We start from the raw sequence: 13,033 nt of genomic DNA, 5'->3' as shown, positions 1-13,033 counted from the left end.
TTAGTTCAGGGCCGAACGGCCGATCATTTCAAACGTCAGGTTGATCAGCTGGATCAACTCCACGCCAATCCATCGGCCCGTGAGGATCAATGTGACACCCACCGCCACTAGTTTGATACCAAAGGGTAATGTCTGGTCCTGGATCTGCATCAGCGCTTGTACCAAAGAGGTCAGCACCCCCACCACCACCGCCACGATCAGCGGCGGTGCAGACAGTACAACCACCAGCAACATGCCCTGCTTGAACAGCACGATAGGTTCCATACGCCACTCAGAGATAGGAAAGGAACAGACTGTCGAGCAACCGCGACCAGCCAGACACCAGCACAAACAGCAGCAGCTTGAGCGGCAGGGAAATGGTCATCGGCGAGACCATCTGCATACCCAACGCCAGCAACAGGTTGGAAACAATAAGGTCGATCACAATGAAGGGAATGTAGATCAGGAAACCGATCTCGAACCCCGCCTGCAATTGCGAAAGCACAAAGGCCGGGATCAGCAGGATAAGATCCTCACGCTGTACCTCCTGAGCCATTTTCGCAGGCCACAGACGTGCGGTATTGTCCAGCAGATGGGTCAGCACATCCGGGTCCACATTACGCAACATGAATGCACGCAAGGGGTTGATGGCCTCATTGCCGGTATGCAGAAACGTTTGCACGTTGCTCATGTCCAGAGGCGACGCCTTGATATTCTCGGCGATTTCGTACCCCACCGGCGCCATGATGAACAAGGTAGCCGCCAGAGCGATTCCGTTGATGGCCATGCTCGGAGGTACTTGCTGTACGCCGATGGCATTGCGGGTAATCATCAGCACAATCACGATTTTCAAGAAGGCTGTGCAGACCACCAACAGCATGGGCATCAACGACAGCGCGCCCAGAAATATCGCCAGGACGATCGGGTCCAGCCCTTGAAGTATCATCGACCGAACACCACTCGGGACAACTGCAACCCAAGGCGCCCGTCAACTTCCACCAACTGCCCCTGGCCGATGGGCCGATCACCATAAAACAGACCCGCCATGCCTGGGGCAAAGCCGGTAATGCCCAGTACCGAGCCGGGCACGAGGTTACGCAACTCCCCCAGGGTCAGGTTCAGTGTTCCGCAGCGTACGCTCAGCGTCATGCTCAATTCATCGAACGGCTCGGGGCCGAATACGTCCATTACGGGTTCATCGTCTTCATGCCCCGAGTGATGAGGTACATCTAAATCTTCGTCCACAGACACGTCCTCGATAGAAGTAAGAGTGAAACGTAACCACCCGGTGTCATCGTCAATGCCGCCATGCAGGCGCTCTCTGCCGACCGACACATAGCCGCTGCCCCGGGCCTGGAAAAAGGTCTGTTCAAGCACCAGCACATCGCCAGCTCGCAGACTGCCGGCCTGTACAATCGGTAACCGCAACCGCCCAAGGGTCACGGCAATTGCCAGTTGAAACGACAACGGCAGCGGCGCAGCCGTGGCCCGCCAGGCCCCCGCCTCGTACAACGCCAAAAAGTTTTCGGGGCTCAACCACACATAACCCTCAACCCACGATGCCCCCAGGGTCACGGTGAGGCGACAGCCAAAGCCTTTTGGTCGCGCGGTGTGTAGCAATCGCACATAACCCAACAGCGCTCGCACTTCGGGGCTCAGGTAATACTGAAACAACGTCCAGAACCAGGAATCCGGTTCGTTGTCGGCCCCTGCAAGGGTCACCGGACATTCACCCAGCAGGCTAAGCAACGGCCCCGCCTTAGCGAGCGCCAGCACACCGCACTGCGTGTCGAAGCACACCACGTCACCGCCAACAGGCGCACGTCCAGGCTCAAGCCGCAATTCACCGGCCTGACCCGCAACATGGAACGGCAGGTACAGGCCGCGGCCCAGCTGGCGGCGCGCGGCAACCCCGTCGCTCTTGATCGAAGGTAATGTCAGTAGCGGTACGATCATGGGTTGCCGACGCTTGGCAGAAGCAGGCTGACCGGCAGACCCAGCGCTTGCGTAAAACGGTCCTCACACTGTTGCCGTACGCCGCTGAGCCAGCGGGCCGTGGCGTCGTGTTCCGCTTCCAATTCAATGGCCCAGCCGCTCTGCTCTCGGCGCACGCTGGCGTTGATCCGTCCCAGGCGTGGCAAGTACAACACTGCCTGCAACGGCCACTGCGAACCGGCCAACACACGAGGCGTCAGTTGTTCGGCCAGCGCCTCGATCATGGCAATACCGGCCGCAGATTTTTTTCGCGACAAGGAGGCGCTCGTCCCTGCGCCCTCCCCATCACCCGCAAACAACCGCGTAAACAGTCGCCCTTGTTCCCACGCAACCATGCCCGCTGCTCCCGAGTCACGCTCTTCGCGGGGCTCACGCAGGGGGGGTCGTTCGGTGGGTTTATTCGCAACCTGGGTCATGTCGGCTCCTGTGCAAGCAAAAGTGATAGCTCCTGTAACTTTTCCACCTGCCGCAGGCATTCGGTGGCTTGCCTCTGGGCACTGCCAACGTGGTGTTCCTTTTCTTGCCGTTGGTTGCGCAGCGCCTCAAGCTGCCCCTCTTCGCGCTGGGTACTGGCGGATAAGGAGCGCTCCTGTGCGTTCCAGGATTTCAGGCCCGCCAAGGTCAAGAGCTGGCCCTGGTGCTGACTGAGCAACTCAGCACTTTGCCGGGCTTGCTCCTGCCGAGTGTGTTCAAGTGCATCCTGGGCCTGCTGGATATGCGCGAGCAGGGCCTGCTGCGCACGCTTGGCCTCACGCAGGGCACGTTCGGCACGATCAGCCCTGTGCCTGCGCAGGCAACGCAGCATCTGCACTTCACCGTGCAGCACATCAGAAGGGGACATAGGTCGTCAGCTCCTTGAGTTGCTCCAGCGTGACGGCCATCGGTGTCGGCTCACGCAAATCCTGGCGCAGGAAACCGTCCACCGCCTGGCGACTGTTCACGGCCAGGTCCGTCAACGCATCGCTGCCAGGCTGGTACTCGCCCAGCTTGAGCATCAACTCGATCTGCTGGTACGCCGATAACAACCGTCGCAACGCCGTGCCCGCCTGAATATCCTCTGGCGCCGCAACGTTGCTCAATATTCGTGAAAGGCTCGCCAACACATCCACCGCCGGATAGTGCCCACGCTCAGCCAATTTGCGCGACAGCACGATATGGCCGTCGAGCAATGAACGTACTTCATCGGCCACCGGATCGTTCATGGAGTCCTGCTCAATCAGCACTGTGTAGATCGCTGTGATCACGCCGTCACGGGTCAACCCGGCGCGCTCCACCAAGCGCGGCAGCAAGCTGTACACCGAAGGCGGCAGGCCTCCGCGCCCCAGGGGTTCGCCGGCAGCCAGGCCGATTTCACGCTGGGCCCTGGCGAAACGGGTCAGGGAATCGATCAGCAGCAACACCCGCTGGCCCTTGCGCCGAAAACCTTCAGCCAGTGCCGTGGCGGTAAAAGCGGCGCGGGCACGCTCCATGCTGGAGCGATCAGACGTGGCACACACCAGTACCGCTTTAGAGCGCAGTTGCTCATCGAGTTCATGGTCGAGAAACTCACGCAGCTCGCGCCCCCGCTCGCCGATCAAGCCGAACACGATGACATCGCATTCGACGTTACGGGCGATCTCGGCCAACAAGGTGGTTTTGCCACAACCGGCCCCGGCGAACAGACCGACACGCTGGCCTTCACCGAGCGTCATCAATCCATCGATGGACCGCACCCCGGTGGCCAGCGCACGGTTGATACGCGGCCGCTCGGTGGGCAAGGGCGCTTCACATAACACCGGGCTGGTATCCGGCAGTTCGGATTCGACAAATGCGCTGGCACCCTGGCCCGTAATCGGCCTTCCGAAACCGTCCAGAACCTGGCCCAGGAGCGCCTCGCTGACTTGCACTCTATGCGACACGCCCAGGCGCTCGACAGGCGCCCCCACGCGCACGCCTTCCAGGTTCCCAAGGGCACTGAGCACCGCATCCTGCTGATCAAAACCAATGATTTCAGCGAGCATGCAGTCACCCGGACCTTTTTCCACCTGGCACAAATCACCGATACGCGCCTGAGGCAGCCGGCACTGCAGCAGCATGCCGTTGACGCGCTGGATTCGCCCGCGCATGGACACCGGCGCAAAGCTGCCGAGCGCCTGGGCCTGGCGTTGCTGCCAGGCGTCCAGACGCGCTTGCTCGGAGGTACTCACCAGTGCACCTCGTAACGCTGTGCGCCATCAAAAACCACTTTGCTGTTGTCGATCAGCACCAGGCGCAAGCCGTCCACCTGATCCCCCAAAAAGAGCCGGCTACCCTCTTCCAGAACCACATGACCGTTAGGTCCGCCGACAATTTGCACGATCCTGAACGGCAAGGCGTCATCTCGCACACGTACACGACTGATCACCGGCACCATACTGTCGAATTGCTCACCAAAGCGGCTGAGCATCCGCGACACCAGCTCCACATCGTCCTGGGAAACATCGCCGTTGAGCACGACTTGACCGTTGATGACTTGCAGGTCGATCCGTTGGCTCAGCTCACGCTCGCCGAGCATTTTCAACAACTGCTGACGCACATCAAACGGTGAGGCCAATTCGTGTTTGCCAATCACCGATGGCATCAGGGAAGCCTGCGCGTCATGCTCCCCTGTCGAAACCATGCCCACCACTGCGATGACTACCGCCACCACCAGCATCAGGCTGATCAACCGCTTTTGCTGCGAGGGTGATATCGACGATAACGGCAGTGTCTGCACAGGTTGTTCCGGTGATGGCAATGCCGCAGATACCGGGGCCTCAGGCACAGGCTCAGGCCATGGATGATCTGCCAAGGCGACGCACAATCTCACGCTACCCACCAGAAAGGGCACGTTCAACGCCAGGCTCGGGATCTGCGCCAGGGCCTGGCCATCAGTCCCGTACACCAACTGCGCCTGGGCCTGCACCGACCAGTTAACGTCGCAAAACTGCAGCAGGGCATGATGCTCGGCGACCCCTGGATCGCTCAGTACCAGGTCAGCGTCCGGCTGGGCACCGATGCTCCATCGCTCGCCGAACAACGGCAACGCAGCGCCCTGGCGCAGCCCATCAAGCACGCGTAACTCATACATCATCGAGCCCTCCTTCGTACTGTCCATGGCTGCGAAATCATGCCGCTGCGCCACGCATCAATGCTTCCTGACCGAGGTCAATGCGCCCCAACACCTTGACCTTGGATGCGCTCCCCAACTCAGCGAAAGACAGCACCGGTACATGGTTGAACTCTTCGAGCAATAGAGTCCGCAAGGGGCTGCGCAAGTCCTGCGCCACCAACATCACGCTTTTGCTCTTGGCCCTCAAGGTAAAGGCCTGATTGAGCAGGTTGATAAACGCCGCGCTGTGATCCTGGTCCAACGCAAAGAACACCCCGGTCTGGGTTTGGCGCAGGGCTTCGCGCAGGATGTTTTCGCTTTGCGCAGACAACAGCCAGGCGTGCAGGCCGTCGGCCTCGCTGTACTGGTGATAGATCTGCGCCTTGAGAGCAATGCGTGCATAGTCGGCCAGGGCTTCCGGCTCACGCTCATGCTGTCCGTACTCGATCAGCGATTCGACAATCAGGCGCACCGCCCGCAGGGGGACACCTTCACTGGCCAGGCGCTGCAACACCGCAGAAAAACGCGACAGCGGCATGATGCGCTGCAGTTCCTGCACCAGTTCCGGCTGATTATGCTCAAGCCAACTCAGGATCGACTTGCTCTCCTGAATCCCCAGGAACTGTGGCCCGCTGAGCATCATCGCCTTGCGCATACGCTCCAGGATCAGGCTCGTGGCGGTGAAGCGCTCCAGTTGCGGATCATCAAGCAGCGGATCGTCAGGGGCCAACCAGAGCCAATCCTGCTCATCGCGCTCAGCCAACCCGGCGATGGCGTGCTCTGGCTCAACCTCAAGTGCCATGCGCTCAACGGCCATATGATTGACCACTGACGCCCTGACCATGGGGACTTCATGCACACAAAAGCGCATCTCATCGGGGGCCAGGGAGTCATCGAGCTCGACTTCGAACGGCGGCAATGTCAGGCCAATATTGGCGACCAGCGAATTTCGCGCCTGGCGAATCCCGTGAATCAGATTCGTCACTTCAGGCGTGCCACGCAGAACAGGGGAAAACTGCAACAGGTAAGGGCGCGACGGGTCAAAGCCGCGCAAGTCCTCTTTACCGTTCTCTTCAGGGCGAACGACTTCGGCGGCCTCGTTGGAAGGCCCTGCCTGGTGTTGACGCTGGCGCACCAGGTAGTAACCCACGCTGCCGGTGATCAGCGCGATCAGGATAAATACCAGGGTAGGCATGCCAGGGACCGCGGCAAACGCAAGCATTCCCACCGAGGCTATCACCCAACTCTTGGGCTCGCTGGTCATTTGCCGGGCAATTTCGACGCCCATGTTACTGACGCCTTTGCGTCCATCCGGCGCAACACGGGTGATGATCATGCCCGCAGTCAAAGAGATCAGCAGCGCCGGAATCTGTGCAATCAGGCCATCGCCGATCGTCAGTACCGAATACAACGCCATCGAATCGCCTGCGCTCAAGCCGTGCTGGAACATTCCTGTGGAGAAGCCGCCCAACAGGTTGACCACGACGATGATCAAGCCGGCGATGGCGTCGCCCTTGACGAACTTCATGGCCCCATCCATGGCCCCGAACAGTTGGCTCTCACGCGACAACTGCTCACGCTTGTCCCTCGCTTGCATGCCGTCAATCAGCCCTGCACGCAGATCGCTATCGATAGACATCTGTTTGCCCGGCATCGCATCCAGGCTGAACCGCGCCGCCACCTCGGCGACCCGCTCCGAGCCCTTGGTGATCACCAGGAAGTTGACCAGGGTCAGGATCAGAAAGATCACCATCCCTACCGCCAGGTTTCCCCCCACCACGAAATTGCCGAAGGCCTCGACGATGTCACCGGCGTCCTGTTCCAGCAGGATCAAGCGCGTGGTCGCAATCGACAGCGCCAAACGAAACATGGTGGTCAGCAACAGGATCGATGGGAACGATGAGAACGCCAGAGGGCCTGGTAGATAAAGCGCCAGTACGATCAACAGGCAAGATATGCAGATATTGAGCGCAATCAGAATATCTACCAGCCAGGTCGGCAGTGGCACGATAAAGATAAAGACAATGGCCATGACCACCACGGCGCCCAGCACTTCTGCGCGCTGTGCCACTTTGAGCAGCAAGCCGTTGATGGTCGACAGCAGGGTCACGTCATAACCCCGGCCAACTCAGGAAAACGCTGGGTACCACCGTCGATCCGGTTCAGCTCGTCCATCACCGCTACAAACCTGAACAAGGTTTCCTCGCGGACTCTACTGTCAGACCATAAGGCCAACGGTAACTGCCGGATAAGAGGGTAAAGCGCGTTGAGAGCTGCCAGTTGCCTGGAGGGCGAACCACTCCCCATCTCATTCCCCAACCGCAGGATTTCATCGGCGGCGATGCCGCTATCGGCGTATCCAAGCAGGCGCTGCAGCAGGGAAACGGCGTCATGATCGATGCCCAGTCGCAGGTTGAACGCCAGGCAATCGGCCAATACGGTGCCCAACTGCCCGCAACTTCGCAGGCCCAGCAGCACAGAACGCAACAGTGGGGTGGGCATCGATGACACCCGGGCCGCGATATCGTCTGCCAAGGCTTTACGCATCACATTGAGCCCTTCATAGAAGCGCTCGCCGCCGTATACGCCCAGCAGGGCTTGCATCATGGTCGCCAGCGATTGGCGCGTGACCACGCTGGCATAGTAGAGCGCGCGGAGCGCCTGGCGTTCCTGCGGGTCCGCGCCGGCTGCTTGCAATGCTACGGCAATGTTCAGGCCAGCCTGGATTTCTCCCTTGAAACGCGCCTCGAATTTGGCAATGGCTGCGCGGGCCAAGGCAGCCTCGGATTTACGCAGTTCAGCGTCCGCCTGGCCTGCCACGTGCTTGAGGACCACGAACGCACGCGCCGGGTCGCCGCCTGTGAGGTCGAGCAATTTGTCGACGCTGGCGTTTTGCAGTAACTGCATCCTGATGCGGCGAGAAACCGAGGCCATGCTCGCCTGGGCCGGATGCCCCAACTGGTCATAAAGCTGCACCAGTTGTTCCGCAGCAGGCACGCGCTGGGCCATCTGCCGCTGGGCCAGCGGAAGTTTATTGAGCTCTACTTCCTGATTGAACAGTTGGGCCAGTTCATCAACACCCTTCGCAGGCGCAGGCACGGCAGTATTGCTGATAACAGGTTGATCCAGGCGTTGGACCGTTGGCACATCGTTGCGCGATTCGACTTTCATGGACAGGCCAGTTCAGGAAGAGTGTGTCTCTGTGTGGCAAAGCCTACCCATACGGTTCCATTGAAATTCGAGACGACGGCACGTTTGAAAATACTTGCACGGACCTCTAATCCTCACGTGCAAAAGCCTGCGTAAAAAAGCATCAATTCAAGATATTTATATATATAAATTAAGTAGTTACGTGATTTTTTCTGTTTGGCACAAGCAGTGCAATCGGGTTCCTGTCGATACGTTTCGACTGCGTCTACCTTAAGGAAAAAATCATGAATATTCCTATTGAAGCCTTAGTTCACCTTGGTGGCAATTCGCCTCAATTCATGCTTCATCTGACAGACGATCAACAGAAAAAGCTTCGCCGCTTTATTCATAAACGCGTGCTTAACCCGGAAGATGCGGATGATCTTTTGCAATTGACCTACCTGGAAGCCTGGCGTAATCGCGAACGTTTCAGCGGCACCGCAACGCTCAGCACCTGGATGTGTGGCATCGCGCAGAACCTGATCCGCAATCACTTTCGGCGCCTGTATGCCAAACCCGCACATTGCGAATTCGATGAGTCGCTGTGGCATGGCCAGGAAGACACCCACAGTCTGGATTGGGAGTTTGAGATCAACCGGCGCCTGGAAAATACCCTGAGCGCTATCGATCACTTGCCGACCGAGATGCGCAAGACGCTGTACGCTTCACTGGAAACCGACGGTAGCTATCAGGACACCGCCGACGTACTGGACATCCCTATCGGCACCGTGCGCTCGCGCCTGTCACGGGCACGCGAACAGCTCAAGCGCGTGACCCACACCCCCCTGCATCGCTAAGCTGAATTAGCCGGGCAAGCGTTGGGCGACAGGGATATCTGCCCAACACTGTCAGACTTGGCCTGATAGACGCCAATGCTCTGCATCTGCCCCCCGCTACAGAGCGCATCCGCCAGCTAGCCTCCCTGCCGCCTGTCACCCAAAGCAGCGTTTTCGGTTAAACGGTTGAAAGCGTAGAAAAAAACTCAACAAAAAGACTTGACGCATTGCCGTTCCGAGCGAATAATGCGCGCCACTTGGCTACATAGCTCAGTTGGTTAGAGCATAGCATTCATAATGCTGGGGTCCGGGGTTCAAGTCCCTGTGTAGCCACCAAGTACCGATCCATAGACGTCTACAGCAGTCTATGAATCACCTCAAGAAGCCCGCCTAGTGCGGGCTTTCTTGTTTCTGGCTGTCCCCCTCTATCTACCCCTATCCTTCCCCGCCGTGTATGCCCACGTGTATGCTTCATAAATAATTGAACTGAAGGCATACAAGGATGAAACGCACCGATATCAAGCGGCGCCCTCTCGCTGACACTACACTTTCCAGCCTGGAGCCTGAGGCCGGGGCATACCGCGAATTAGACAGCCCAGGGCTGTATTTCAGGGTCAAGCCAAACGGTCAAAAGTCCTGGGAGTTACGCTACAAGAAGCCAGACGGCAAATGGTCATGGCTTGGTCTTGGCGGCTACCCGGAAGTAGGCGGCGCTTTCGCTCGGCAGAAAGCGGCTGATCTACGCGCAGACGCATCGGAAGGTAAGAACCCGATCACCTCCAAGAAAGCTCGCCAAGCCGCCGAGATCGATGCGGCCAACGACACCTTTGAAGCATTGGCAAGGGAGTGGCACACGTCTCGCCTGAGCGGCTGGGATGCTGGTACGGCAAAAAGGATACTTGGCGCACTCGAACGCCATGTATTCCCCTCGCTCGGTAAACGCCCCTACACCTCTATCATGTCGATGGAGTGGATGGAGCTATTGAGAGGGCTTGAGCGTCAGGGGATTCTTGAACAGATGAGCCGTGTGAGGGCTTACTGCAAAGATATTTATGACTTGGCTCGCGTGACGGGCAGAGCCGTCAACAACCCTTTGGAGGGTGTGCATAAATTTCTGTCCTCGGGAAAGGCAGAGAACTACGCCCATGTCTCCCCCGATGAGCTTCCAGGGTTACTCCGAGCGATACGCTCCTACCCCCACGCCAAAGATGTTCAGCTTGGCCTAAGGCTGTTGACCCTGATGGCTGTACGCCCCAGTGAACTCCGAGAAGCACATTGGGTAGAGTTCGATTTCGACAAAAAGCTGTGGACCGTTCCAGTCGAGCGCAAGGGTCGTAAGAAAGGTCGTGAGCACCTGGTGCCACTATGCACTCAAGCTGTAGAAGCACTATTGGAGCTCCGCCAGCTTACCGGGGCCTACACGCTCCTGTTCCCAGGTAGAAGCGACCGCACCAAACCACGAAGCGATACCGTTTTCCTTATGGCGCTCCGGCGCCTTGGTTACGAAGGTCGCCAGACAGGTCATGGCTTCCGCCACATCGCCAGCACAATCCTCAACGAGCATGGCTATCCTGCTGACCATATCGAGGCCCAACTCAGTCATAAGGCACAAGGTGTTCGGGGGATTTACAACAAAGCCCAGTACCTAGAGCAACGCACAAAGATGATGCAGTGGTACGCCGATCATCTTGATTCCCTAGAGGCCGGCAATGTAGTGCAAGGTCAATTTGGGAAGGCCGTGTGAAGCAGTTAACCCTATACCCCTTAAAAAATGGTGTTACGGGTGTTACGCGTGTTACGCCACCCGACAACTTATTGTTTTTATTGAATATATTACGCGTTACACGAACTGAAGAGTTTCAGAGCACCACGTGTTACATGCAGGAGTCGTGTTACAGAACGGCCACACCCGTAACCCTGCTGGCATCGGCGTTTCCATCCGCAAATCGCTGTAACAGCCTACCGGCTTCGGGGCGTCGGGGAGATCTAAATGGACTTTGAGCGGGGCATCGAGGCAGAAGAGCTCGAACTCGAAATCGCAGGCTTCGACGTAACGTGCCTGGTGTGGGATCAGGACGACGTCGAGGCAGCCGTTCGTAATCTTGTGTTGTTTCCGCAGTTCGAAACGCACTTCCGGAACGCATTTGACCTGATCAACACGGCCACTTCGTTCTGGCTTGAGGAGGGCTCCTACGCTCCATGCGCAGAGTCGATCACACGAAACCTTTATTACCTACGTGATGCCACCTACGACCATGCCAGTTATGCAGAGGCAGGCTCACTGCCAAGGGTGATTCGAGGGTTACTTCGGGCCAGTCATTCCGCAGCAGATTCACAGCTTGTGGCGACCTATGCCCTGGTACTTGCAACACAGGCGCTTGAGACACTCGCAAATTGGCTGTTCGACCTTGAACTCACCACCTACGGCATTGATGCAGACCTGATAGAGCAGCTGAAACATGACTCACCCCGCCAGTACCTTGCCCTGATCGAAAAAGAGCGGGACCGCAGCAGCGGAAACGAGATCAGGGCACGAGAAGAATTCGCAACGTTGCTAGGCGAGGCGAATCAGGCGCTGCTGATGGCGAGTCTTTATCGCCAGGTGGAGCAGATGGATGTGTTTAAAAAAGGTTTCAACACATCAAGCCTGATGCATCGAATTCTCGACGATGCCTTGTCGACAAAGGCGACGAGAAGGGGCCAGGAAGCAGGTAATGGGAACCGAAACCCCAGTTCCTCAATACAGACCTTGGCTATGGATAGGCGGGCAAAAATCAAAGCGGCTGCAGAGCAAATCATTAACGGTCGGAAAATTGAAATGCGAAGTCTGTCCGATGCTGAACTGACCAATATTCTTTCCGAACGAAAGGGCCACGGCACAAAAAAAACCATTCGAGAGCATTTGACCGCTCTGGGCCTTAGACCTCTGAAATAAAAAAGGGAGCGGACACAGTCCACTCTCCCTCCCCTGCGTAGCGTATGACCCGTTGTCTCAATTAACAAAGGGTTAGCTCGCTATGACTACCGTATTAAAAGCAATTCCCTCGCATGATCCCTCCATGACCCTCATCCGCATGCCCGAGGTCATTTCAATCGTAGGGCTCGCACGCCCAACTATCTACAAGCTGATGCGTCAACCTGAAAGCGGATTTCCGTTGCCGGTAAAGCTGAGTAACAGCAATGCCCGAAGCGCTCCGGTTGCGTGGGTATTGGGGGAGGTTCAGGCATGGACACGGGCACGCATCGCAGCCCGCGATCAGGTGGCAGCATGAAAAATCGTGTTGCCAACAGGGTCATCTTGCAGCCCTTTTCTGTACTCAGAAAAGTCGGATTCTCATCACGCGGTATGCAGCGTTTTGAACGTTACCGCGCAGAGCAAAAACGCCTGAACCGGGACGTGATGGTGATGCGATGGAGAGATGGCATCTGGTGCGCATTGTCAGTTCCCTGCCAAGCCCCTCAAGCAATCATCGTCGACGAAGGCCAACAAATCGATGCCTATGAGGATGCGCGCGCGTGCCTCGAAAGCGACCTGTTGCCTTTTGTCTCCCTGCGCTGGGACATCCATGCCTGAAACGAAAACGCCCCCGGCGGCAACCGGAGGCGTTGAGGTAAATCTACATGCCTGATCAATTTATGCCGCATCGAAAAAATCCGCAAGTGATCTGCACAGTTGCACTTTCAAAAAACGGGCGTTACTCTCTGGCTGTCGCTGCAAATTCAGCGACCGGGTTTGGCGACCCGAGCACATACAGGCGCACAGGCGCCCCCATACCGATTGCAGGCGCTTTTTTTGTGTCCGCATTCCTGCTTTATGGCGGCTGTGCGTGGGAGACCTTCGGGTCTGCCGGGGTCCTGTATGCCCGGTTCGCCAACCCGCGCACAGCTGCCACCCTAATTCGTTTGGCGACGATCAGTGGCAGCTCCTCACATACAGGAGCTTCACCAAATGCACGCCCTCAATCCGTCCAAAATTCGCGCCGCC

Annotated in this window: 14 protein-coding genes, 1 tRNA gene and 1 pseudogene; 7 read left to right on the top strand and 9 right to left on the bottom strand. The window is 57.7% G+C overall.

The window, feature by feature from the left end:
- From sctS to E4O97_RS04210, 9 genes are read right to left on the bottom strand one after another with little or no spacing between them, the layout of a single operon-like run.
- Nucleotides 1–264 carry a type III secretion system export apparatus subunit SctS gene (gene sctS, locus E4O97_RS04250; RefSeq protein ID WP_014716816.1) on the bottom strand — a complete coding sequence of 88 codons (264 nt, stop codon included), beginning with the start codon at nt 262–264 and terminating at the stop codon, nt 1–3.
- 7 nt (nt 265–271) lie between these two features.
- Nucleotides 272–925: a type III secretion system export apparatus subunit SctR gene (gene sctR, locus E4O97_RS04245; RefSeq protein WP_078820229.1), complete on the bottom strand. Its 654-nt coding sequence runs from the start codon at nt 923–925 to the stop codon at nt 272–274.
- A complete protein-coding gene (locus E4O97_RS04240) occupies nt 922–1,935 on the bottom strand; it encodes a FliM/FliN family flagellar motor switch protein (protein WP_216090712.1) in 1,014 nt (337 codons plus the stop codon). Before E4O97_RS04240 ends, sctR begins: the two co-directional genes overlap by 4 nt.
- Nucleotides 1,932–2,390 carry a type III secretion system HrpP C-terminal domain-containing protein gene (locus E4O97_RS04235; protein WP_078820228.1) on the bottom strand — a complete coding sequence of 153 codons (459 nt, stop codon included), beginning with the start codon at nt 2,388–2,390 and terminating at the stop codon, nt 1,932–1,934. The genes E4O97_RS04240 and E4O97_RS04235 overlap by 4 nt, the downstream gene beginning before the upstream one ends.
- Complete coding sequence (locus E4O97_RS04230) at nt 2,387–2,815, bottom strand: YscO family type III secretion system apparatus protein (RefSeq protein ID WP_032878023.1); 429 nt, start codon at nt 2,813–2,815, stop codon at nt 2,387–2,389. Before E4O97_RS04230 ends, E4O97_RS04235 begins: the two co-directional genes overlap by 4 nt.
- The gene (locus E4O97_RS04225) at nt 2,802–4,160 is read right to left on the bottom strand and encodes a FliI/YscN family ATPase (RefSeq protein ID WP_005784571.1); all 1,359 of its coding nucleotides are present in this window, start codon (nt 4,158–4,160) and stop codon (nt 2,802–2,804) included. Before E4O97_RS04225 ends, E4O97_RS04230 begins: the two co-directional genes overlap by 14 nt.
- Nucleotides 4,157–5,062, bottom strand: coding sequence for an FHA domain-containing protein (locus E4O97_RS04220; RefSeq protein WP_078820393.1), 906 nt, complete (start codon nt 5,060–5,062; stop codon nt 4,157–4,159). Before E4O97_RS04220 ends, E4O97_RS04225 begins: the two co-directional genes overlap by 4 nt.
- 37 nt (nt 5,063–5,099) lie before the next feature.
- Complete coding sequence (sctV, locus tag E4O97_RS04215; protein WP_032878025.1) at nt 5,100–7,193, bottom strand: type III secretion system export apparatus subunit SctV; 2,094 nt, start codon at nt 7,191–7,193, stop codon at nt 5,100–5,102.
- A complete protein-coding gene (locus tag E4O97_RS04210) occupies nt 7,190–8,254 on the bottom strand; it encodes a TyeA family type III secretion system gatekeeper subunit (protein WP_078820226.1) in 1,065 nt (354 codons plus the stop codon). The genes sctV and E4O97_RS04210 overlap by 4 nt, the downstream gene beginning before the upstream one ends.
- A 263-nt stretch (nt 8,255–8,517) precedes the next feature.
- On the opposite strand from E4O97_RS04210, the gene E4O97_RS04205 reads away from it, so the two are divergent.
- The 7 genes and pseudogenes from E4O97_RS04205 to E4O97_RS04175 all read left to right on the top strand — a co-directional run.
- Complete coding sequence (locus E4O97_RS04205) at nt 8,518–9,069, top strand: RNA polymerase sigma factor (protein WP_078820225.1); 552 nt, start codon at nt 8,518–8,520, stop codon at nt 9,067–9,069.
- 238 nt (nt 9,070–9,307) lie between these two features.
- Nucleotides 9,308–9,384, top strand: a tRNA-Met gene (locus E4O97_RS04200).
- A 166-nt stretch (nt 9,385–9,550) separates the two neighbouring features.
- A complete protein-coding gene (locus E4O97_RS04195) occupies nt 9,551–10,792 on the top strand; it encodes a tyrosine-type recombinase/integrase (protein ID WP_248160889.1) in 1,242 nt (413 codons plus the stop codon).
- A 246-nt stretch (nt 10,793–11,038) separates the two neighbouring features.
- Nucleotides 11,039–11,983 carry a hypothetical protein gene (locus tag E4O97_RS04190; RefSeq protein WP_248160888.1) on the top strand — a complete coding sequence of 315 codons (945 nt, stop codon included), beginning with the start codon at nt 11,039–11,041 and terminating at the stop codon, nt 11,981–11,983.
- An 82-nt stretch (nt 11,984–12,065) separates the two neighbouring features.
- Nucleotides 12,066–12,320 (top strand): AlpA family phage regulatory protein, encoded by a 255-nt coding sequence (locus E4O97_RS04185; RefSeq protein ID WP_026078127.1) that lies wholly within the window; start codon nt 12,066–12,068, stop codon nt 12,318–12,320.
- Nucleotides 12,317–12,622 carry a hypothetical protein gene (locus E4O97_RS04180; RefSeq protein ID WP_248160887.1) on the top strand — a complete coding sequence of 102 codons (306 nt, stop codon included), beginning with the start codon at nt 12,317–12,319 and terminating at the stop codon, nt 12,620–12,622. The genes E4O97_RS04185 and E4O97_RS04180 overlap by 4 nt, the downstream gene beginning before the upstream one ends.
- Before the next feature lie 47 nt (nt 12,623–12,669).
- Nucleotides 12,670–13,033 (top strand): annotated as a pseudogene (locus E4O97_RS04175) (hypothetical protein); the annotation flags it as partial.

The sequence above is a fragment of the Pseudomonas sp. W15Feb34 genome (assembly GCF_023127765.1).
Taxonomy (GTDB): domain Bacteria; phylum Pseudomonadota; class Gammaproteobacteria; order Pseudomonadales; family Pseudomonadaceae; genus Aquipseudomonas; species Aquipseudomonas synxantha_A.
This window is presented reverse-complemented; position numbering and strand designations above follow the sequence as displayed.